Here is a 20,659-nt window from a genome sequence, read left to right on the forward strand (position 1 = left end):
AATTGGTACGGACCTATTGACCGGACTGGTCCAGACCACATAGCTTCAGCGCCAATCTTGTATCCCCCACGTGCGTGCTCCCCACAGGTACGCGCCGGCACTCTCTCCTGGAGGACCGAGTGTTGATCCGAAGCACGGCCGAGGAGCGTCCCACCGCTGCTCGCCGCGAGAAGAGCCCCGGCGTCCGGGCGGGCCTCGCCACGCTCGCCGCCGCCGGGCTGGCCGGCCTGCTGGTCGCCACCCTCGGCGCCGCGCCCTCGCAGGCGTCGGCCACCGTCAACAACGCCGACTGTCGCCCCGACGGCATGTACGCCACGCCCGGCGTGGACGTGCCCTACTGCTCCGTCTACGACGAGGCCGGCCGCGAGAAGATGGGCGCCGACCACCAGCGCCGCATCATCGGCTACTTCACGGGCTGGCGCACCGGTAAGGACGGGACCCCCGCCTACCTGGTGAACAACATCCCGTGGGACAAGGTCACCCACCTGAACTACGCGTTCGGGCACATCGGCAGCGACAACAAGCTGTCGGTCGGCACGGACGGCCCGAACAACGAGGCCACCGGGATGACCTTCCCCGGCGTGGCCGGCGCGGAGATGGACCCGACGCTGCCGTACAAGGGTCACTTCAACCTGCTGACCAAGTACAAGAAGCAGTACCCGAACGTCAAGACCATGATCTCGGTGGGCGGTTGGACCGAGACCGGCGGCTACTTCGGTGACGACGGCAACCGGGTCAACTCCGGCGGCTTCTACTCGGTGACCACCAACGCCGACGGCAGCGTCAACCAGGGCGGCATCGACACCTTCGCCACCTCGGCGGTCGACTTCATCAAGAAGTACGGCTTCAACGGCGTCGACATCGACTACGAGTACGCGACCTCCATGAAGGACGCCGGCAACCCGCTGGACTGGACGCTCGCCAACGCCCGCCGCGGCGCGCTCGCCAAGGGCTACGCGGCCCTGATGAAGACGCTGCGCGAGAAGCTGGACCGGGCCGGCGCCGCCGACGGCAAGCACTACCTGCTCTCGGTCGCGGCCCCCTCGTCCGGGTACCTGCTGCGCGGCATGGAGACCTACCAGCCGGCGCAGTACCTCGACTACGTCAACATCATGTCGTACGACCTGCACGGCGCCTGGAACAAGTACGTCGGTCCGAACGCCTCGCTCTACGACGACGGCAAGGACGGCGAGCTGGCGGCCGCCAACGTCTACGGCACCGCGCAGTACGGCGGCGTCGGCTACCTGAACACCGACTGGGCGTTCCACTACTTCCGCGGCGCGATGCCGGCCGGCCGGATCAACGTCGGCCTGCCGTACTACACCCGCGGCTTCAAGAACGTCACCGGCGGCACCAACGGCCTCTGGGGCACCGCGGCCAGCACCACCTGCCCGGCCGGTGCCGGCCTGACGGCCTGTGGTGACGGCGCCGTCGGCATCGACAACATCTGGAACGACAAGGACACCGCGGGCAAGGAGTCCCCGGCCGGGTCGAACCCGATGTGGCACGCCAAGAACCTGGAGAAGGGCGTCGTCCCCGACTACCTCTCCAAGTACGGCCTGACCGACACCGCCCTGCAGGGCACCTACACCCGCAACTACAGCGCCAGCCTGGTCGCGCCGTGGCTGTGGAACGACACCAAGAAGGTCTTCCTCTCCACCGAGGACGAGCAGTCGGTCGGCGCCAAGGCGGACTACGTCATCAACCAGGGCGTCGGCGGCGCGATGATCTGGGAGCTCGCGGGCGACTACAAGTGGGACGCGACCGCCAACGGCGGCAAGGGCCAGTACGTCCAGGGCTCCACGCTGACCTCGCTGATGTACGACAAGTTCAAGGCGGCCTCGCCGTACGGTGCGACCCGCTCGACGATCGCGCTGCCGCAGCAGACCCTGCCGATCGACGTGACGTACACCAACTTCGCGCTGGGTGACTCGAACTACCCGATCAACCCGCGGATCCACATCGTCAACAACTCGACGCTGACCCTGCCGGGCGGCACCGAGTTCCAGTTCGACTACAGCAACTCGGCTCCGGGCAACGCCAAGGACCAGTCCGGCTTCGGCCTGACCGTCATCAAGCAGGACAACCCCGGCCCGGGCAACGCGGGCGGCCTCAAGGGCACCTACAACCGCGTGTCGGTGAAGCTGCCGGGCTGGCAGACGCTGGCCCCGGGCGCGTCGGTCGACCTGGACTTCACCTACTACCTGCCGGTCTCGACCCCGGCCAACTGGACGGTGAACGTCGCGGGCACGCTGTACGGCCTGACCGGCGACCTGACCCGCGGCGCGACCGGCGGCACCGCCTCGCCGAGCCCGACCGCCACCGCCACGGCCACGGCCTCGCCCACCGCGACCGCCACGGCCACCGCCTCGCCGACCGCCACGGCCACCGCGACGGCCTCGCCGACCGCGACCGCCACCGCGACGGCCTCGCCGACCGCCACGGCCACCGCCGGTGCCTGCACCGGCGCCCCGAGCTGGGACGCCGGCACCACCTACGCGACCACCACCAAGGTGTCGTGGAAGGGCCACTACTACAGCAACAAGTGGTGGACCAAGGGAGAGGACCCCACGACCACCGGTACGTGGGGCGTCTGGAGCGACCTCGGGGCCTGCTGATCGGATGACAGCGGCTCACCGAGGTGAGTGACGGCGGTGGCGGTGCACCCGGTCGGGGGGTGTGCCGCCACCGCTTCGTCGTCTCCGGACGGGCCGGTCGCCGCGCTCCGACGGCGGCCGGGCAGTCCGGGGGCCCGTCAGTCCGGCAGTCCGTTCACCGGGCTGCCGGACTGACGGGCCGCGGGGGTCAGTGCTCGATGTCGGAGCGCATCGCGAGGAACAGTGCGGCGGCGTCCTTGACGGAGCTCTTCGGGAACAGCGCGACGCCCGCCGTGGAGGCGTCGGCCCAGCCGCAGATCACGTCCGTGGTGGCCGCCTCGGGCAGCCCCAGGCACTCCACCGATCCGCCCAGCGGGCCGGGGCCGTACGGCGAGGCGGTGCCCGGGGTCCCGGTGGAGCCGTCCTGCAGCGCGTAGTCGATCAGGCCGCGCCACAGGTGCTCGCGGCGCTTGTTCGGGTCCTCGGGCACGTTGTCGACCGCGACCAGGAGGATCTTGCGATCGGCGTTCTGCCCGGCCCGGGCGAAGTTCGCGACGACCAGGTTCATGTCCGGCCGCATCTCGCCCGGGTCGATCGCCACGTCGGAGACGGCGCCCTGCCCGGTGAAGACGGCGAGTCCGCCGGCGGTCTTCGCCTGCTTGACGCGCCGCTTGCCGGCCGGGGCGGCCGGGGGCGCGGTGCTCGCGCCGGGGCTGGCGGCCGCGGTGACCGCGGGTGAGGCGCCGGTGCCGGGTGTGGCGGCGGCCGTGGTGGCGGGCGCGCCGGCCGGGGCGCTGACCGCGGGGCCGTCCGCCGACTCCGGGGTGTTCTCCGGCCCGCAGGCGGTGAGCGCGAGGGCGACCACCGCTCCGGCGGCGGCCATGCTCAGGCGGGCGGGAAGGCGGCGGACGGCGACGGGTCTGTGGCTCTGCACGGGGCACTCCAGGGGCGCGGCGGGAACCGGGCTGCTGGACCCGGTGGGCAGAACCCTAGGGGTGCCGGGGCAGGGGGCGGGGGCTACTTCGCGGGTTCAGGACACCATCGGTACGCGGCGGTGACAGATCCGCGGGGGCGACGCACGGCGTGCGCCGGCGCGCCCCGGGCGGGGCGCGCCGGCGGTGGGCCGGATCAGGCCGCGTCGATCTTCAGGTCGCGGAGCAGCTTGGCGACGTGGCCGGTGGCCTTGACGTTGTACAGGGCGTGCTCGACCTTGCCCTGCTCGTCCACGATCACGGTGGAGCGGATCACACCGACGACGGTCTTGCCGTAGAGCTTCTTCTCGCCGAAGGCGCCGTACGCCTCCAGGACGGACTTGTCCTCGTCGGCGAGCAGGGTGACCTTGAGGTCCTCGGTCTCGCGGAACTTGCCGAGCTTCTCGGGCTTGTCGGGGGAGATGCCGACGACGTCGTACCCGGCGCCGGAGAAGACCTCCAGGTTGTCGGTGAAGTCGCAGGCCTGGGTGGTGCAGCCGGGGGTGAGGGCGGCGGGGTAGAAGTACACGATCACCTTGCGACCGAGGTGGTCGGCGAGGGACACCTGCTTGCCGTCGGCGTCGGGCAGGGTGAAGGCAGGCGCGGTGTCTCCGGCCTGGAGGCGCTCGCTCACGGTGGAACTCTCCTCGTCTGGACTGGTGGTCGTACCACGGCAAACTTACCTCTGTTGGTGGGTGGGGCCGCGCGTGGCGGCGGGTCAGCTGACAAACTGGGTCGGTCGTACAGGACAACATCGGTGAATGGGGTGGCCCTAGTGGGCGAGGCGAGCACGAAGGACAAGGCGACGCGGACGGCCGCCCAGATCGAGGCGGACATCAAGCGGACCCGTACGCAGCTGGCGTCGACCCTGGACGAGCTCGCGATGCGGGTGCACCCGTCGACGGTCGCGGCGCAGGTGAAGGCGAAGGCGGTGGCCTCGGTCGAGCAGAAGGCCGGCCGGGCCTACGTGGCGGCGAGCGGGGCGGTCGAGAAGGCGAAGGCGCAGTTCACGGACGAGAAGGGCCGTCCGCGCAAGGAGCGGATCGTGCCGGCGGCGCTGGTGGGCGTCGGTGTGGTGCTGCTGCTGGCGTCGGCCCGCAAGCGCCGGCGGGGCTGAGCGAGCGCGGATCGTCGTCGCGCGGTCCGTCCGGGGGCGGGGCGGGGCGGTGCGGTGCGGTGCGGTGCGGTGCGGTGTGGTGCGGGCCGGGTGCGCCGGATGTGCGGGCCCGGCCCGCGCGCATGTCGGGCCAGCGTCACGCGGGCGGCCTCGGGCGGGTACCTTCGGGGCGTGAGTACCAACGACGAGCGGACCCCGCAGAACGAAGCGCCTCGCCACGACCGGCTGGGCGAGAAGCTGCCGATCAAGATGCTGCACGACCGGGTGCTGGTGAAGACCGAGGGCGCGGAGGGCGAGCGCCGTTCGACCGGCGGCATCCTGATCCCGGCGACCGCGGAGCTGTCCAAGCGCTGTACCTGGGCCGAGGCGGTCGCGGTGGGCCAGAGCGTGCGCTCGGTGGAGCCGGGCGACCGGGTGCTGTACGACCCGGAGGACAAGCTGGAGGTCGAGGTGCGCGGCGCGACGTACGTGCTGCTGCGCGAGCGGGACCTGCACGCGGTGGCGGCGATGCGTTTCGGTGACGCGGAGGGTTCGACCGGCCTGTACCTCTGAGCGGGCCCGTGCCTCTGCGGCATCCCCGGGCAGGCCCCGGGCAGGTCTCCGGGCGGTCGGCCGAGCGGTGGCGGTAGGGCGTCGTCCGAAGGGGTACCTGTGGATGCACCGCCCGTCGGCGCGGAGCAGGCCGGGCCCGTGCCCGCGCCGCCGCGCCGTCCACGAGCCGCGGTCCGTCCGCGGGCCTTCGTCATGCGTCTGCCCTCGGGTTTCCGCGGGGCGGCCGCGCCGGGCGTCGGCGTGTGGCGGTCCGCCGTCACCCGGTTGCCGGGAGTCCGCCGCCGGGCGGGCGCGCCCCCCTGCGCCGGTGGGCGCCCGACCGGCCGGGTGTCGCGTTCGGCGGGGCGCCCGCGGGGTCGGCTGCATTACTGTCCCCGGGTATGACCGGAACGAGTGGCAGTCGCCCCAGGATCAGTGACGAGCAGCGCCGGGCCAGGCTGGGGGAGCGGCACCTGCTGGTGCCGGCCCGGCGGGCGGAGTCGGTGGAGCAGGTGGCGGACGCGGTGGTCGGCCTGCACGCGACGGACGCCGCCACGGTGTACCTGTCGGCGTGCGCCCGGCTGGCCGAGCCCTCGGCGGCCGAGGTGGAGCGGGCGCTGTACGAGGACGTGACGCTGGTGAAGCTGCTGTCGATGCGGCGCACGATCTTCGCCGTGACGGAGGGCTTCGCCCCGTTCGTGAGCTCCTCGACGGCCCGGGCGATCGCGGTCAAGGAGCGGGCGACGCTCGTCAAGCACCTGCGGCAGTTCGCGGAGGGCTGGGACGAGCAGCGGCTCGCGCGGACCGAGCAGGCCGTGCTGGAGGTGCTGCGGGCGCGCGGGGAGGCGACCACCGCGGAGCTGGCCGTCGAGGTGCCCGCGCTGCGGGAGACGATGCTGATGTCCGAGGGCAAGCCGTACGAGGCGCGGCAGAGCATGGGCAGCCGCCTGCTCCGGGTGCTGGCCTCGGACGGGCACGTGCGGCGGTGCCGGCCGCGCGGTTCGTGGGTGAGCAGCAGCTATCCGTGGGCGCCGGTGCCGCCGTGGCCGGACCTGCCGGTGCGCGAGGCGAAGGCGGAGGTGGCCCGGCGCTGGCTGGCCGCGTACGGGCCGGCGACGGTGGAGGACGTCAAGTGGTGGACGGGCTGGACGCTCGGCGACACCCGGAAGGCGCTGGCCGACGTGGCCGCGCAGGAGGTCGTGCTGGGGGACGGCGGCTCCGGGGTGGTGCTGCCGGGTGACGTGGGGGTGCAACGGGCGGGCGGTCCGTGGGCGGCCCTGCTGCCCGGGCTGGACCCGACGGTGATGGGCTGGCGCGGGCGGGACTGGTACCTGCGGCCGGAGGACGTGCCGGCGCTGTTCGACCGGGCGGGCAACGCCGGGCCGACGGTGTGGTGGGACGGCCGGGTGGTGGGCGGCTGGGCGCAGCGGGCGGACGGCGAGGTGGTGTGGCGGTTGCTGTCGGACGTGGGGTCGGAGGCGGTGGCCGCGGTGGCGGGGGAGGCGGCCCGGCTGGCGGGGTGGCTGGGTGAGGTGCGGGTGACGCCCCGGATCCGGACGCCGTTGGAGCGGGAGCTGGTGCGGTAGACCGGTGCGCGGTGCCCGGGGTGGGGCCCGGGCGGGGCTCAGCGGCTGAGGAGTGCAGGGGCTCAGGTTGCCCGGGGAGCTCGGGGTCAGGGCCTGGGGTGCGGGGACGGCGGGGCCGCGGCGGCCGGGGTGGGGGTCGCGGCGCCGGTCGGGGTCGGTACGGGGGTGGGGGTGTTCCGGGTCGGCGCGGGGGTGGGCGCCGGTGGCGGTGTGGGGGTGGGGGCGGCCGGGGGCGTGGGGTTGCCGGGGGTGGGGTGGCCGCCGGTGGGGGTGGGCGCGGCGGTCGGGGTGCCGGTGGCGCGGTTGCCCGGCGCGGTGGCGGGGGTGGTGGGGTTCGCGGTGGCGGTCGGGCTTGGCTGGGTGTTGCCCGGGGTGGGTTGCAGGTCGAAGTGCTGGACCTTGGTGCCGTCGAGGGCCTCGGCCATGTAGGTCGTCCAGATCTCGGTGGGGAAGGTGCCGCCGTTGATCCGGGACAGGCCGGCCGTCCCGGCCAGGGACTCCTTCGCGTGGGTTTTCGGGTTCTCCCTGAAGAGGCTGACGGTGGTGGCGAGTTCGGGGGTGTACCCGGCGAACCAGGCGGCCAGGTTGGCGTCGGTGGTGCCGGTCTTGCCGGCGGCGGGGCGGCCGAGGGCGAGGGCGGCGGCGCCGGTGCCGCGGGCGCTGACGACGTCGCGCAGGACGCCGGTGACGGCGTCGGCGGTGCCGCGGTCGAGGGCGGTGGTCGCCTCGTGGTCGGGCAGGCCGGGGAGGTCGGAGTAGCCGGCGTGCTCCAGCTTGAGGACGGACCAGGGGGTGTGGGCCTGGCCGTGGTTGGCGAGGGCGGCGTAGGCGCCGGCCAGGTCGATGGCGCTCGGGGTGACGGTGCCCAGGGTCATGGAGGTGTTGGCCGGGTCCATGCCGGGCACGTCGTCGGGGATGCCGAGGCGCACCGCGGTCTCCCGGACGTCGGCCAGGCCGGCGTCCACTCCCTCCTGCGCGTACACGGAGTTGACGGACTTGACCATGGCCTGGCGCAGGGTGACGGGGCCGTAGTCCTCGTCGTCCTCGTTGGGCGGGGCGTAGGGGGTGGGTCCGCCGACGACGTCCCGCCCGCTGGTGCCGTCGTAGACGGTCTCGGTGGTGATCCGGTGGCCGTCCTGGTTGGTGGCCTCGTTGTCGATGGCTGCGGCCAGTTCGAGGGGTTTGAAGGTGGAGCCGATCTGGTTGTCCTGGCGCAGGGCGTCGTTGTAGGGCTGCCGGGCGTAGTCCGGCCCGCCGTAGGCGGCGACGATCCGGCCGGTGGCGGGTTCGACGCTGGCGCCGGCGACGCGGACGTCGGTGTCGGTGCCGGGCCGGGTCCGCGGGTCGAGTTCGTCGGTGAGCTCCTGCCGGACGGCGGCGGCGAAGGCGTCCTGCCGGGGCTTGTCGAAGGTGGTGGTGATGCGCCAGCCGCCGGCCTTGAGGGTGGCGGCGTCGACAGTGCCGGTGGTGGCGAGGTAGGTGTCGGCGATGTCGACGAGGTAGCCGGCCTGGCCGCTGAGGCCGGTGACGGGCCTGGGGTCGACGGGTTCGGGGAATCCGGTGCCGGCCCGGGTGGCCGGGTCGAGGAAGCCGAGCGAGACCATGCCGTCGAGGACGTAGTTCCAGCGGGCGACGGCCTTGGCGCGGTTGGCGGGGGTGGCGTTCTTGACGTCGTAGGCGCTGGGGGCCTGGAGCAGGGCGGCGAGGTAGGCGCTCTGGGCGGTGGTGAGCCGGGAGGCGTCGGTGTTGAAGTAGGCGTTGGCGGCGCTCTGGATGCCGTAGGCGTTGCGGCCGTAGTAGCTGGTGTTGAGGTAGCCGGCGAGGATCTGGTCCTTGCTCTGCTGCTGGTCGACCTTGAGGGAGATGAAGAGTTCCTTGACCTTGCGGGAGAGGGTCTGGTCCTGGGTCAGGTAGTAGTTCTTCACGTACTGCTGGGTGATGGTGGAGCCGCCCTGGGTGCCCTGGCCGGTGACGGTGTTCCAGCCGGCCCGGATCATGCCCTTGAGGTCGACGCCCTTGTTGCGGTAGAAGGTGCGGTCCTCGGCGGAGACGACGGCGTGCTGGGTGTCGGCCGGGATCTGGTCGAGGGTGACGTCGCTGCGGTTGACGGCTCCGGTGCGGGCGAGTTCGGTGCCGTCGGCGTAGTAGTAGATGTTGTTCTGGGCGACGGCGTGGGCGTTGGGGTCGGGCACGGGGACGATCAGGTAGAGCGTGACGAAGGCCGCGATGCCGAGCAGGAGCAGGCCGGTGAGGCCGGTGAGGAGCATCCGCCAGGTGGGGATGGCGCGGCGCCAGCCGGGCAGGGCCCGCCGGGCCCGGCGGCGGTCGGTGCGCTTGGCGCGGCGGCGCTCGCGGCGGGTGCCGTGGGCGGGGCCGCCGGTGTGCGGCCGGCCGTGCGCTCCGTCGGGCGCGTGGGGTGGGCCGGTGTCGGGCTGCGGGTCGGCGGGCTCCTGACTCATGGGGTGATTATGTCGATTTGATCGGTGATCAGGTGGTTCTTCCCGCGCTCGTGGCGGGGTGGCTCGGCGCGGGCGGCCCGGGGCGGGGGTGGGGAATTCGGCTGCGCCGGTTGATCGGTGGCGGTACGGTGCAAGGTGAGAACCGCATAGCGCAGTCAGTGGACGTCAGCTCCGCCCGCCGCCCGGGTCACCCCCGGGGTCCGGCCGGTCGGGGCCGGTCCGGCGTGTGCGCGTGAGTGCGCGCTCCGGTCGGGCGGGGTGGCGGCCGTGACGGCGACCGGGGTTCTCCGACGCCTCCCCTCGTGTCGACAAGGAGACAATATGCCGGTATCACCGCAGCTCGACGGCCCTCAGCGTGACGGCCCACCGCCCGGCGGGGCGCCTGCGGGCGGTTCGGCTCCGCCCGGGCGACCGCCCGCCCCCGGCGCCTGGGCCCGGCTCTACCTCGCCGTCGCCGCGGGCAGCTTCCGCCGCTACTCCACCTACCGGGCCGCCACCCTCGCCGGCGCCTTCACCAACACCGTCTTCGGCTTCATCCTCGCCTCCACCTTCCTCGCCCTCTGGCAGGCCCGGCCGGGCCTCGGCGGCTACGACACGAGTGCGGCCGTCACCTACATCTGGGTCAGCCAGGCGCTGCTGGTCACGGTCGCGGTCTGGGGCGGGGGGTTCCAGGACGACGTCCAGGAGCGGTTCCGCAGCGGCGACATCGCCGTGGACCTCTACCGCCCGGTCGACTTCCAGGGCTGGTGGCTGGCGGGCGACCTCGGGCGGGCCGGCTTCCACCTGCTGGCCCGGGGGGCCGTCCCGATGGTCGCCGGGGCGCTCGCCTTCGACCTGCGGCTGCCGCAGGACCCGCTGGTCTGGGCCGAGTTCCTGTTCTCGGTGCTGCTCGCCGTGCTGGTCAGCTTCGGGCTGCGGTACCTGGTCTCGCTCACCGGCTTCTGGCTGCACGACTCGGAGGGGGTGCGCTCGGTGATGCTGGTGGTGTCGATGTTCTTCTCCGGGATGCTGCTGCCGATCGACCTCTTCCCCGGGGTGCTCGGCGAGGTGGCCCCGCTGCTGCCGTGGGCCGCGCTGGTGCAGGTGCCCACCGACGTCTTCCTGGAGCGCAGCACGGGGGCCGGCCTGTTCGGCGCGCTGGGGTTCCAGGCGGCCTGGGCCGTGGTGCTGCTCGCGCTCGGCCGGGCCGTCCAACTGCTCGCCACCCGCAGGGTGGTGGTCCAGGGTGGCTGACTCCGTACGCGAGCGGGTCCGCTGGTCGGTGTGGGCCTGGTGGCTGATGGCCGGCATGTGGACCAGGGCGATGATGTCCTACCGGGCGTCGTTCGTGCTGATGCTCGGCGCCAACATCATGATCACCTCGCTCGACTTCGTGGTCGTGGTGCTGATGTTCCAGCACACCGACCGGCTCGGCGGCTGGTCCCTGCCCGAACTCGGCTTCCTGTACGGGACGTCGGGCTTCGCGCTGGGCATGGCCAACCTCTTCGTCGGCAGCGTCGACGCGCTCGGCGCCCGGATCCGCGCCGGCACGCTGGACGTGATGCTGGTCCGGCCGGCCCCGGCGCTGGCCCAACTCTGCGCCGAGCGCTTCTCGCTGCGCCGGCTCGGGCGCCCGCTGCAGGCCTGCGCGGTGCTGGTCTGGTCGCTGAGCGCGCTGGACGTGGCGTGGACCTGGGACCGCGCCCTGCTGGTGCCCGTCCTGCTGCTCTGCGGGACGGTCATCTTCGCGGCCGTGTTCATCGGCGGCGCCACCCTGCAGTTCTGGTGGGGCGAGGCCAAGGAACTCCAGAACTCCCTCACCTACGGCGGCGCCACCCTGCTGCACTACCCGCCGACGATCTTCGCCAGGGAGCTCGTCGCCGGCGTGGTCTTCGGCGTGCCGCTGGCCTTCGTCAACTGGCTGCCCGCCCTGCGGATCCTGGACCGCCCCGACCCGCTGGGGCTGCCCGTCGCCTTCCAGTACGCCTCGCCGCTGGCCGCCGTGCTGTGCGTCTGCGCGGCGGGACTGCTCTGGCGGTCCGGCCTGCGGGCCTACCGCGGCACCGGGAGCTGAACGCGACCATCCTCCCCTCGGTCGGTGCGCCCGGCGGGCGTCACCCCCCGGCCGGTGCGCCCGCGCCGGCGCGACACCTCGGACCGTGCGCCCCAGCGGGCGCGACCACCCCGGAAAGGACCCATCGCAATGGCCCTGATCGAACTCGACGACGTCCGCCGCACGTTCACCGTGCGGGCGAAGACCGGCCGGCTGCGGCGTGAGAAGCGGGAGGTCCGCGCCGTCGACGGGCTGACCTTCACCGTCGAGGCCGGCCAGTGCGTCGGCTACATCGGCCCCAACGGCGCCGGGAAGTCCACCACCATCAAGATGCTCACCGGCATCCTCGTCCCCACCTCCGGGCGGCTGCGGGTGGCCGGGGTCGACCCGGCCCGCGAGCGGGTCGCGCTCGCCCGCCGGATCGGCGTGGTCTTCGGCCAGCGCACCACCCTCTGGTGGGACCTGCCGCTGCGCGAGTCCTACGAGCTCGCCCGCCGGATCTACCGCATCCCCGACGCCCGGTTCCGGGCCAACCTCGCCCGCTGCGTCGAACTCCTCGAACTCGGCGACCTGCTCGACACCCCCGTGCGCCAGCTCTCGCTCGGCCAGCGGATGCGCGGGGACCTGGCCGCCGCGCTGCTGCACGACCCGCAGGTGCTCTACCTGGACGAGCCGACCATCGGTCTGGACGTGGTCAGCAAGGGCAGGGTCAGGGAGTTCCTGCGCGAGGTCAACCGGGAGCAGGGCACCACGGTGCTGCTCACCACCCACGACCTGGTGGACATCGAGCAGCTCTGCGACCGGGTGATGGTGATCGACCACGGCCGGGTGGTGCACGACGGCGACCTGGCCGGGCTGCACGCGGTGGGCATGAGCGAGCGCACCCTGGTGGTCGACCTCGCCGAGGTCCGTCCGCCGATCGAGGTGCCCGGCGCCCGGGTGGTGAAGGTGGACGGCCCGCGCCAGTGGCTGGCCTTCCCCGCCCAGCAGAGCGCGGCGCCGGTGGTGGCCGCGGTCGCCGAGCGCTACCCGCTGGTCGACCTGTCGGTGCGGGAGCCGGCGATCGAGGACGTGATCGCGAAGATGTACGCGCAGGTGGCGATCGGCTGATCGTCGTCCCGAACCGCCGCGCCCCGAACCGTCCCGCCCGGGCCGCCCCGGGGGCGGTTTGGGGCGCGCGCCGCGCGGGGAGGGGGCGTGGGGGAATTCGCGCGCCGGGTGCGGGCAGACTGGCGGAGTGAGCGACGAAGCCTTCCACGCAACGGGCCCCGGAGTGCGGTTCACCGCGGCCGACGAGGAGAAGCGCCGCGGAGTGCGGCGGATGAAGACCATCGCGACCGGACTGCTGGCCTTCGCCAGCGTCGTCTTCGCCCTGGCGACCTGGGCGGACGCCGCCGGCGCCGGAGCCTGGGCCGGTTACCTGGCGGCCGCCGCCGAGGCGGGCATGGTCGGCGCCCTCGCCGACTGGTTCGCGGTGACCGCGCTCTTCCGCCGCCCGTTCGGCCTGCCCATCCCGCACACCGCGATCATCCCGACCAAGAAGGACGCCTTCGGCAAGTCCCTCGGCGACTTCGTGGGCGACAACTTCCTCTCCGGGCAGGTGGTCCGCGGCCGGCTGGCCTCGCTCGGCGTCGCCCGGCGCCTCGGCGAGTGGCTGGCCGCCCCCGGCAGTGCCGAGCGGGTCACCAGGGAGGCCTCCGCCGCGCTGCGCGGGCTGCTCGCGGTGCTGCGCGACGACGACGTCCAGGCGGTGGTCAGCGAGGCCGTCACCCGCCGGGCCGCGGCGACCTCGGTGGCCGAGCCGATGGGCCGGATGCTCGGCAAGGTGGTCGCCGACGGCGGGCACCACGGGGTGGTCGACCTGGTCGCCGTCCGGGTCCACGACTGGCTGGCCGAGAACCACCTGGAGGTCGTCCAGCGGGTCACCCAGAAGACCCCGGGCTGGACGCCCAAGTTCATCGACCACCAGGTCGGCGAGCGGGTCTACAAGGAGCTGATGCGCTTCGTCACCGACATCCGGGACGATCCGCAGCACCCCGCCCGCGGCGCCGTCGACACCTTCCTGGCCGACTTCGCCACCGAACTCCAGCAGGACCCGGCCACCATCGCCCGGGTCGAGCACGCCAAGGCCGAACTGCTCGCCCGCCCCGAGGTGCAGGAGCTGATCGCCTCCACCTGGGCCGCCGTCCGCGCCCTGGTGATGACCGCCGCCGAGGACGAGGACAGCGAGCTGCGCCGGCGCATCACCCGGGGCGTGCGCGACTTCGGCACCCGCCTGGCGACCGACGCCAGGCTCCAGGGCAAGGCGGACACCTGGCTCCAGGACGCCGCCCAGTACGTCGTCGACACCTACCGCGAGGAGATCACCTCGCTGATCTCCGAGACGGTCGCCGGCTGGAACGCCGACGACGCCTCCCGCAAGATCGAGGCCAACGTCGGCCGGGACCTGCAGTTCATCCGGATCAACGGCACGGTGGTCGGCGCCCTGGCCGGGCTGCTGATCCACACGGTCGCCGTGGCGCTCGGCGGCTGAGCCGCACCGGCGCCGCCGGCGCCGCCGGCGGCGCTGGCGCGTGCTGCTCCGCGGCCACCTCGCGTAGCCTTGCCGGAACTGATGAGACGCGCGTAGAGAGAGAGTCACACCGTGGTCCAGCCGGACGGGAAGAGCGGCATCGAGGCGTTCATCGCTGGCATGCCCAAGGCGGAGCTGCACGTCCACCACGTCGGATCGGCCTCGCCCCGGGTGGTCGCCGAACTGGCCGGCCGCCACCGCGGCTCCGCGGTGCCCACCGACCCGGCGGCCCTCGCCGAGTACTTCACCTTCACCGACTTCGCGCACTTCATCGAGGTCTACCTGAGCGTCGTCGACCTGGTCCGCGACGCCGAGGACGTCCGGACCCTGACCTACGGCGTCGCCGAGGACATGGCCCGTCAGCAGATCCGCTACGCCGAGCTGACCGTCACCCCGTACTCCTCGGTCAGCCGGGGCATCCCCGACGTCGCCTTCATGGAGGCCATCGAGGACGCCCGCAAGGCCGCCGAGAAGGAGCTCGGCGTGGTGCTGCGCTGGTGCTTCGACATCCCCGGCGAGGCGGGCCTGGCCGCCGCCGAGGAGACCGCCCGGCTGGCCCTGGACCTCGCCCCCGACGGGCTGGTCAGCTTCGGCCTCGGCGGTCCGGAGATCGGCGTCCCGCGCCCGCAGTTCAAGCCGTACTTCGACCGCGCCCGCGCGGCCGGCCTGCACAGCGTGCCGCACGCCGGCGAGACCACCGGCCCCGAGACGGTCTGGGACGCCCTGCGGGTGCTGGGCGCCGAGCGGATCGGCCACGGCACCCAGGCCGTCAAGGACGCCTCGCTGGTGGACTGGCTGGGCGAGCACCGCATCCCGCTGGAGGTCTGCCCGACCTCCAACATCGCCACCCGTGCGGTGGAGCGGATGGAGGAGCACCCGATCCGGCAGATGGTCGACGCCGGCCTGCTGGTCACCGTGAACAGCGACGACCCGCCGATGTTCGGCACCGACCTGAACACCGAGTACGGCGTGGCCGCCCGGCTGCTCGGCCTCGACGAGGCGGGCGTCGCCGCACTCGCGAAGAACTCCGTCGAGGCGTCCTTCCTGGACCAGGCCGGCAAGAACCGGCTCGCCGGTGAGATCGACGCCTACCTGGCGGACTGGGACAGGGGCTGAGCCCCGCCCGTCCGACCCCCCCCGCCCGACCCGGCACCGCCGATCCGGTACCGGTGGGCCCGCCCCGCGGGGCGGGCCCACCGCCGTACGACCGGCCCGACGGCGTCAGGCGGTCGTCACCGCTCCGGCCACCGCCGGCGCCGGCGTGCCGCGGTGCAGCCAGGCGCGCTCGCCCGCGCTCCAGGCCGTGGTGGTCACCAGGTAGAGCCCGGCCGCCAGCGGGACGAGCGCCGCGAACAGGACGGTGCCGAAGGACAGGTAGGGCAGCAGCGCCGCCCCCGGCGCCGGCGGGGCACCGGCCCCGGCGGCGGCACCGGGCAGGCCCGCCCGGCGGGCCCGGCGGAAGTTGGCGTAGCCCACCGCCGCCAGCGCCGCGTACAGCGCACCGAACACGGCCAGCTGCGCCGGACCGTGCGCGCCGCCCACGTGCAGGCCCAGCGGGACCCCGAGGACGGTGTGGTCCAGCAGCTCGTTCGGGGTGGTGAAGAGCCGGTACATCACCGAGAAGAACGGGATCTGCACCAGCATCGGCAGGCATCCGGCGAACGGTGACGCCTTCTCCTCCCGGTAGAGCTCGGCCAGGGCCTCCTTGAGCTTCTCGGGCTTGCCCTTGTGCTTGCGGTTCAGCTCGGCCACCCGGGGCGCGAGCCTGGTACGGGCCTTCTCCCCGCGGGCGGCCGCCCGGGCCAGCGGGTGCAGCGCCAGCCGGACGCAGACGGTGAACAGGATGATCGCGGCGGCGGTCGGCAGGACGTGCGCGAGCGCGGACACGGCGTCGTGGGCGAGGCTCACGGCCGGGTCGAGGATCGACAGGACGGACATGGTGGAGCGAGCCCTCCGGGGTCTCGGGAACGAGAGGTCGGCGGAGGACGGCCGCGCGGGAGTGCGGTGGGGAGGTTACGCGGCCGCCGGGGCCGCGCCCGGCGCCCTGGGGCGGCGGCGGCCGCGGGCGTCCGGGTCCCGTTGCGGGAGGAAGGCGGTGCGCTGCGCGTGCCGGCGCAGCGTCCCGTCGCGGACGGCGGCCGGAGCCCGGGCCCCCAGCAGGCGGCCGGTGGCGAGGGAGCCCGCCACCACGCCGGAGAGCAGCACCAGGGTGGCGGCCGCGGCGACCGCGGTCAGGCCGGGGGAGCCGGTGAGCTGGTCGCCGCTGAGGATCCGCAGCAGTCCGAGCAGGGCGGCGAGCAGCGTCATCGTCGTCCCTCCCGGTACGGCCCGGTACTCGCCCGGGCGGGGGTGCTCGTGCGGGCGGGCCCGCTGGTCGTCCTGACGATGGTACGGGTTCGCACCAGCCCCGCGCCGACTGTAGCCAACGGTGCTACACGGGGCTACCGTGGAGGGATGAAGACGATTACCCAGCGGGAGTTCCGCAACAACTCCGCCGCGGTGATGGACGCGGTGGAGGCGGGCGAGATCTTCCACATCACCCGCAACGGCGTCGAGGTCGCGGAGCTGCGGCCGGTCTCCGGCCGGCGGCGCCTCAGCGCCGAGGAGCTGGTGGCCCGGCACGGCAGGCTGCCCAGGGTCGACTACCAGCAGATGCGCAAGGAGACCGAGGAGTTCTTCGGCTCCGAGGACCTCGTCGGCGAGGACGACGACCCCTTCGAGCGCCGCCGTGGCTGAACGCCGCCGCAGCACCCGACGTCGGCCCGCCGGGGTGCTGGACACCTGTGTCTACATCGACCTCGCCCTGCTCGACCCGGCCGACCTGCCGGCCGTCCCCGAGCTGACCGCGATCACCTTCGCCGAGCTCCAGCAGGGCGTCGCGATGGCCCGGGATCCGCTCAGCCGCGCCGCGCGCCTGGAGGTGCTGGGGGCGGCGATGGCCGACTTCGACCCGCTGCCCTTCGACAGCGCCGCCGCCGCCCGCTACGGCACGCTGGTCGCGCTGACCATCGCCGCCGGGCGCCAGCCGCGCCCGCGCCGGATCGACCTCATGATCGCGGCCGTCGCCTCCGCGAACAGCCTGCCGCTCTACACCCGCAACATCGCCGACTTCCGCGGCCTGGGCGCCGCCGTCGAGGTCATCGCGGTCTGAGCCCGCACCCCAGGCCACCCGCCCCCCGGCTCCCCGAACCACCCGAAGCACGTCCACCCCGCAGCGCCGTGACCCGCGGGAGGCACAGGCCCGCGAGCGAGCCGAAGGGGCGCGCCGGTGCCGTAAGGGGGGTACCCCCGGCCGGAGGCTGGGGGAGAGCGACGACCGTCGGCGCCGGATCAAAGCGCTCCGGAGGCGAGGGAGCCTAGTTAGGCCAGCCGCACCACCGTCCCCGTGGCGGCCGACGCGCGCGCCGCCTCCAGCACCGTCAGGGTGGCGACGGCGTCCCGGGGGTCGACCGGGGGCGGGGCGGTGCCCGCGAGGGCGGCGGCGATGCCCGCGTAGTAGGCGGGGTAGTCACCGGGGTAGGTGGGCAGCGGGGCGGCCGACTCGTTGGTGCCGAAGGCGCCGTGGTGGGCCTCGTCGTCGGCCCCCCAGGGGCGGCCGCCGGTGGGGCGGTGACCGGCCCTCAGCTCCTCCTCCTGCGGGTCCATGCCGAACTTGACGTACCCGGCGCTGTCGCCGAGCACCCGCAGCCGCGGGCCGACCAGCGGGGTGATCGCGCTGGTCCACAGGTGCGAGCGGGTGCCGCTGGTGTGGGTGAGGGCGAGGAAGGAGTCGTCGTCGACCACGGCGCCGTCCCGGCGGGTGTCGATCTCGGCGTAGACGCTCTCGACCGGGCCGAACAGGGTGATCGCCTGGTCGACCAGGTGGCTGCCGAGGTCGTAGAGGGTGCCGCCGGCCTCCGCCGGGTCGGCCAGTTCGCGCCAGCCGGCCTTGGGCTTGGGGCGGAACCGTTCGAAGCGGGACTCGAACCGGTGCACCCGGCCGAGGGCGCCGCTCTCGATCAGGTGCCGGGCGGTCAGGAAGTCACCGTCCCAACGGCGGTTCTGGAAGACCGAGAGCAGCACGCCGCGGCTCTCGGCGAACTCGCAGAGGTCCAGGGCGGCGGCTGCGGTGGCGGCCAGCGGCTTGTCCACCACGGTGGCCAGTCCGGCGGTGAGGGCGGCCCGGGCGAGCGGCACGTGGGTGCGGTTGGGGGAGGCGATGACGATCAGGTCGAGGGCGTCCGGGTCGGCGAACAGCTCCTCGGGGGTGTCGACCGCCCGGGTGTCGGGGTGTTCCGCCCGCAGCTTCTCGCGGCGCTCGGGGTTGGCGGTGACCACCGCCTCCAGCCGCAGTCCGGGGGTGGTGGCGATCAGCGGTGCGTGGAAGGCGGAGCCGGCCAGGCCGTAACCGACCAGGCCGACACGGAACGGGGGACGGGGCGCGGTGCTCATGCGTCCCACTCAATCACGGTGCACCCCGCGACCCGCGGCTCCGACTCCGGGGCCGCGGGCGGCGTGTTCGGCGTCAGCGGGCGTGGGCGCCCGGGGTGCGGCGCCCGCGGCGCAGGGCGAAGACGGTGAATCCGGCGAGGAGGAAGGCGGAGCCGATCGAGGCGAGGATGCCGAGCGAGCGGTCGGTACCGGTCTGGGCCAGCTTCGCGGTGTCGGCGGTGGTGTCGGCGGCGGTGCCGGCCGGGGTGGTCGTGCCGGACGCGGATGCGGCGGAGGCGCTGGGCGCGCCCGGTGCGGCGGCCGTCGCGCTGCCGGTGCCGGCTGCTGCGACGGGCACGGGCCCGGCGGTGTCGGCCGGGCCGGCGGCGGGCACGGCCGGGTTGGGGCTGCCGGCGCCGCTCGTGCCGCCCGTGCCGGTGGGTGTGCCCGGCGTGTTCGGGGTGCTCGGCGCGGCCGGGGTGGCCGGGTGGGAGTGCCCCGTCCCGGCCGGCGTACCGCCCGTGGTGGGTACGGGCACGCTGCCGGGGGTGTTGCCGCTGCCGTCGAAGACGACGTCCGAGCAGGAGTAGAAGGCCTCGGGGCTGTCCGAGCGCTGCCAGATCGCGTAGATCAGCTGGCGTCCGGTCCGGCCGGCCGGGATCCGGGCGGGCAGGACGTACGAGCCGTCGACGAGTTGCGGGTCGGTGACCGTGACGAACGGCTGGGCGTCGAGGTTCGACCAGGCCAGCGGCTTGGTCGGGTCGTAGCTGCCGTTGGTGAGGAACAACTGGAAGGTGCCCCGGTGCGGGGCGGTGGCCCGGAACCTGAAGGCGAAGTCGCTGCCGGAGGTGAGGTTGGTGGCGGGCCAGTCGGCGCGCGCGAGGTCCATGCCCTTGTACGTCTCGTCGCCGGCGCTGCAGAGCCGCCCGTCCGGGATCAGGCCGCGGTGCTGTCCGGCCGCGTCGCCGATCCGCAGGCTCATCCAGTCGTAGAGCGCCGCCGTGCCACCGGCCGCGACCGCGGCCTTGCAGGCGGCCGACTTCGGGTTCTCCGCGCCCTCCAGGTAGCAGCCCTCGACCCGGCTGAGCGGGTTCTGCATCGAGCCGTGCGCGACGGCGTCGGGGGCCACGGCGGTGCCGGCCAGCACGCAGCCGGCGAGGGTGAGGAGAACGGTGGTCAGGCGGCGCTTGAGCATGGGTGGGGAACTCCTTCTGAGGAGTCGGGTGAGGGGTTTGGAGCCCTCACGCTAGACCCGCCGACCGGCCCTACTGACAGGTAATCAGTGCGGTTAGGGGCGGCTTAAGGAGCCTTTGAGGGGGTCGACCGCCCGGCCCGGCGCAGCGGGCCGGGCGTCCGGTGGGCGGGCAGTGCTGCCGTCGGGCAGGTGTGCGGATTAGGCTGTGCCCCGTTGGGGCAGCCAGCAGTACCCCCGGTCGCCCGGTGTTCCCTGCGGGAGTCCGGGTGGGCGGGGCGCGCACCGGAGACGTTGCGCAGTTCGTTTCGTACGACCATCGCAAGACTTCGGGAGACACGCACGTGGCAGACCGCAAGCCCATCGAGTCCTGGCTGACCGACATGGACGGCGTCCTCATCCACGAGGGCACGCCGATTCCCGGCGCGGAGGAGTTCCTCCGTCGGCTGCAGGAGTCCGGCAAGCCGTTCCTGGTGCTCACCAACAACTCCATCTACACGCCGCGCGACCTCAGCGCCCGGCTGGCCGGCATGGGCCTGAACGTCCCGGAGGAGCGGATCTGGACCTCCGCGCTCGCCACCGCCAAGTTCCTCAAGGGCCAGCGCCCGGGCGGCACCGCCTACGTGATCGGCGAATCCGGCCTCACCACCGCGCTCTACCAGGCCGGTTACGTGCTGACCGACAACAACCCGGACTACGTGGTGCTGGGCGAGACCCGTACCTACAGCTTCGAGGCGCTCACCAAGGCGATCCGCCTGATCAACGCCGGCGCCCGCTTCATCTGCACCAACCCGGACGAGACCGGCCCGTCCACCGAGGGCGTGCTGCCGGCCACCGGCTCGGTCGCCGCGCTCATCACCAAGGCCACCGGCGTCGACCCGTACTTCGTCGGCAAGCCGAACCCGCTGATGATGCGTGAGGCGCTCAACAGCGCCGGCGCCCACTCGGAGACCGCCGTGATGATCGGCGACCGGATGGACACCGACATCGTCGCCGGCATGGAGGCCGGCATGGAGACGATCCTGGTGCTGACCGGCCTCACCGCCGCGGCGGACGTGGAGCGGTTCCCGTACCGGCCGACCCGGGTGGTCAAGTCCATCGCCGACCTGATCGAGATGGTCTGACGGCGCACTCGCCGACGGGCCCCCCGCACGGCTCCGGCCGCGCGGCGGGGCCCGTTGTTCCTTGAGGG

The 20,659-nt window shown here is 73.6% G+C and carries 19 protein-coding genes; 12 read left to right on the top strand and 7 right to left on the bottom strand.

Annotated features, from left to right (window positions below; all coding sequences use genetic code 11):
* Positions 1-125: 125 nt before the first annotated feature.
* Positions 126-2,618, top strand: a complete 2,493-nt coding sequence (locus ACFTWP_RS11855; RefSeq protein WP_380264417.1) for a chitinase C-terminal domain-containing protein — start codon at positions 126-128, stop codon at positions 2,616-2,618.
* 187 nt (positions 2,619-2,805) lie between these two features.
* Here ACFTWP_RS11855 and ACFTWP_RS11860 read toward each other — a convergent pair whose 3' ends face one another.
* Together ACFTWP_RS11860 and bcp are read right to left on the bottom strand one after the other, a co-directional pair.
* Complete coding sequence (locus ACFTWP_RS11860; RefSeq protein WP_380264330.1) at positions 2,806-3,531, bottom strand: hypothetical protein; 726 nt, start codon at positions 3,529-3,531, stop codon at positions 2,806-2,808.
* A 194-nt stretch (positions 3,532-3,725) separates the two neighbouring features.
* Positions 3,726-4,202 carry a thioredoxin-dependent thiol peroxidase gene (gene bcp, locus ACFTWP_RS11865; RefSeq protein WP_380264331.1) on the bottom strand — a complete coding sequence of 159 codons (477 nt, stop codon included), beginning with the start codon at positions 4,200-4,202 and terminating at the stop codon, positions 3,726-3,728.
* 141 nt (positions 4,203-4,343) lie between these two features.
* Here bcp and ACFTWP_RS11870 point away from each other — a divergent pair, with 141 nt between their 5' ends.
* The 3 genes from ACFTWP_RS11870 to ACFTWP_RS11880 all read left to right on the top strand — a co-directional run bounded on the left by ACFTWP_RS11870 (position 4,344) and on the right by ACFTWP_RS11880 (position 6,802).
* The gene (locus tag ACFTWP_RS11870; protein ID WP_380264332.1) at positions 4,344-4,685 is read left to right on the top strand and encodes a DUF3618 domain-containing protein; all 342 of its coding nucleotides are present in this window, start codon (positions 4,344-4,346) and stop codon (positions 4,683-4,685) included.
* Between the two features lie 249 nt (positions 4,686-4,934).
* The gene (locus tag ACFTWP_RS11875) at positions 4,935-5,237 is read left to right on the top strand and encodes a GroES family chaperonin (RefSeq protein ID WP_380264418.1); all 303 of its coding nucleotides are present in this window, start codon (positions 4,935-4,937) and stop codon (positions 5,235-5,237) included.
* A gap of 380 nt (positions 5,238-5,617) precedes the next feature.
* Positions 5,618-6,802 carry a winged helix DNA-binding domain-containing protein gene (locus tag ACFTWP_RS11880; RefSeq protein ID WP_380264333.1) on the top strand — a complete coding sequence of 395 codons (1,185 nt, stop codon included), beginning with the start codon at positions 5,618-5,620 and terminating at the stop codon, positions 6,800-6,802.
* Positions 6,803-6,888: 86 nt separating this feature from the next.
* On the opposite strand, the gene ACFTWP_RS11885 is transcribed toward ACFTWP_RS11880, so the two are convergent.
* Complete coding sequence (locus ACFTWP_RS11885) at positions 6,889-9,261, bottom strand: transglycosylase domain-containing protein (RefSeq protein WP_380264334.1); 2,373 nt, start codon at positions 9,259-9,261, stop codon at positions 6,889-6,891.
* 321 nt (positions 9,262-9,582) lie between these two features.
* Between ACFTWP_RS11885 and ACFTWP_RS11890 the strand changes: the two genes are divergently transcribed.
* From ACFTWP_RS11890 to ACFTWP_RS11910, 5 genes are all read left to right on the top strand, one after another.
* Positions 9,583-10,494, top strand: a complete 912-nt coding sequence (locus ACFTWP_RS11890) for an ABC transporter permease (protein ID WP_380264335.1) — start codon at positions 9,583-9,585, stop codon at positions 10,492-10,494.
* Positions 10,487-11,314, top strand: coding sequence for an ABC transporter permease (locus ACFTWP_RS11895; protein ID WP_380264336.1), 828 nt, complete (start codon positions 10,487-10,489; stop codon positions 11,312-11,314). The genes ACFTWP_RS11890 and ACFTWP_RS11895 overlap by 8 nt, the downstream gene beginning before the upstream one ends.
* Positions 11,315-11,443: 129 nt before the next feature.
* Positions 11,444-12,403, top strand: a complete 960-nt coding sequence (locus ACFTWP_RS11900; RefSeq protein ID WP_380264337.1) for an ATP-binding cassette domain-containing protein — start codon at positions 11,444-11,446, stop codon at positions 12,401-12,403.
* A gap of 127 nt (positions 12,404-12,530) precedes the next feature.
* The gene (locus ACFTWP_RS11905) at positions 12,531-13,826 is read left to right on the top strand and encodes a DUF445 domain-containing protein (protein WP_380264338.1); all 1,296 of its coding nucleotides are present in this window, start codon (positions 12,531-12,533) and stop codon (positions 13,824-13,826) included.
* A 159-nt stretch (positions 13,827-13,985) separates the two neighbouring features.
* Complete coding sequence (locus ACFTWP_RS11910; RefSeq protein ID WP_380264419.1) at positions 13,986-14,981, top strand: adenosine deaminase; 996 nt, start codon at positions 13,986-13,988, stop codon at positions 14,979-14,981.
* Between the two features lie 105 nt (positions 14,982-15,086).
* On the opposite strand, the gene ACFTWP_RS11915 is transcribed toward ACFTWP_RS11910, so the two are convergent.
* A complete protein-coding gene (locus tag ACFTWP_RS11915; RefSeq protein ID WP_380264339.1) occupies positions 15,087-15,803 on the bottom strand; it encodes a YidC/Oxa1 family membrane protein insertase in 717 nt (238 codons plus the stop codon).
* A gap of 75 nt (positions 15,804-15,878) precedes the next feature.
* Complete coding sequence (locus tag ACFTWP_RS11920; RefSeq protein WP_380264340.1) at positions 15,879-16,172, bottom strand: DUF6412 domain-containing protein; 294 nt, start codon at positions 16,170-16,172, stop codon at positions 15,879-15,881.
* Positions 16,173-16,319: 147 nt separating this feature from the next.
* On the opposite strand from ACFTWP_RS11920, the gene ACFTWP_RS11925 reads away from it, so the two are divergent.
* Together ACFTWP_RS11925 and ACFTWP_RS11930 are read left to right on the top strand one after the other, a co-directional pair.
* The gene (locus ACFTWP_RS11925) at positions 16,320-16,601 is read left to right on the top strand and encodes a type II toxin-antitoxin system prevent-host-death family antitoxin (protein WP_380264341.1); all 282 of its coding nucleotides are present in this window, start codon (positions 16,320-16,322) and stop codon (positions 16,599-16,601) included.
* On the top strand, positions 16,594-17,016 hold the full coding sequence (locus ACFTWP_RS11930) for a type II toxin-antitoxin system VapC family toxin (RefSeq protein WP_380264342.1): 423 nt from the start codon (positions 16,594-16,596) through the stop codon (positions 17,014-17,016). Before ACFTWP_RS11925 ends, ACFTWP_RS11930 begins: the two co-directional genes overlap by 8 nt.
* A 209-nt stretch (positions 17,017-17,225) precedes the next feature.
* Here the strand turns inward: ACFTWP_RS11930 and ACFTWP_RS11935 are convergent, their stop codons facing one another.
* Positions 17,226-18,296 (bottom strand): Gfo/Idh/MocA family oxidoreductase, encoded by a 1,071-nt coding sequence (locus ACFTWP_RS11935; RefSeq protein WP_380264343.1) that lies wholly within the window; start codon positions 18,294-18,296, stop codon positions 17,226-17,228.
* A gap of 73 nt (positions 18,297-18,369) precedes the next feature.
* Positions 18,370-19,470 (bottom strand): lytic polysaccharide monooxygenase, encoded by a 1,101-nt coding sequence (locus ACFTWP_RS11940; RefSeq protein ID WP_380264344.1) that lies wholly within the window; start codon positions 19,468-19,470, stop codon positions 18,370-18,372.
* Between the two features lie 341 nt (positions 19,471-19,811).
* Here ACFTWP_RS11940 and ACFTWP_RS11945 point away from each other — a divergent pair, with 341 nt between their 5' ends.
* Positions 19,812-20,591 (top strand): HAD-IIA family hydrolase, encoded by a 780-nt coding sequence (locus ACFTWP_RS11945; protein WP_380264345.1) that lies wholly within the window; start codon positions 19,812-19,814, stop codon positions 20,589-20,591.
* Positions 20,592-20,659: the final 68 nt, after the last annotated feature.

The organism is Kitasatospora sp. NPDC057015 (genome assembly GCF_042673745.1).
Taxonomy (GTDB): Bacteria; Actinomycetota; Actinomycetes; order Streptomycetales; family Streptomycetaceae; genus Kitasatospora.

Coding starts and splice junctions, on each gene's coding strand:
- ACFTWP_RS11925 (WP_380264341.1), top strand. CDS start 16,320: ATGAAGACGATTACCCAGCGGGAGTTCCGCAACAACTCCGCCGCGGTG.
- ACFTWP_RS11880 (WP_380264333.1), top strand. CDS start 5,618: ATGACCGGAACGAGTGGCAGTCGCCCCAGGATCAGTGACGAGCAGCGC.
- ACFTWP_RS11900 (WP_380264337.1), top strand. CDS start 11,444: ATGGCCCTGATCGAACTCGACGACGTCCGCCGCACGTTCACCGTGCGG.
- ACFTWP_RS11920 (WP_380264340.1), bottom strand. CDS start 16,172: ATGACGCTGCTCGCCGCCCTGCTCGGACTGCTGCGGATCCTCAGCGGC.
- ACFTWP_RS11940 (WP_380264344.1), bottom strand. CDS start 19,470: ATGCTCAAGCGCCGCCTGACCACCGTTCTCCTCACCCTCGCCGGCTGC.
- ACFTWP_RS11910 (WP_380264419.1), top strand. CDS start 13,986: ATGCCCAAGGCGGAGCTGCACGTCCACCACGTCGGATCGGCCTCGCCC.
- ACFTWP_RS11885 (WP_380264334.1), bottom strand. CDS start 9,261: ATGAGTCAGGAGCCCGCCGACCCGCAGCCCGACACCGGCCCACCCCAC.
- ACFTWP_RS11875 (WP_380264418.1), top strand. CDS start 4,935: ATGCTGCACGACCGGGTGCTGGTGAAGACCGAGGGCGCGGAGGGCGAG.
- ACFTWP_RS11915 (WP_380264339.1), bottom strand. CDS start 15,803: ATGTCCGTCCTGTCGATCCTCGACCCGGCCGTGAGCCTCGCCCACGAC.
- ACFTWP_RS11935 (WP_380264343.1), bottom strand. CDS start 18,296: ATGAGCACCGCGCCCCGTCCCCCGTTCCGTGTCGGCCTGGTCGGTTAC.
- ACFTWP_RS11890 (WP_380264335.1), top strand. CDS start 9,583: ATGCCGGTATCACCGCAGCTCGACGGCCCTCAGCGTGACGGCCCACCG.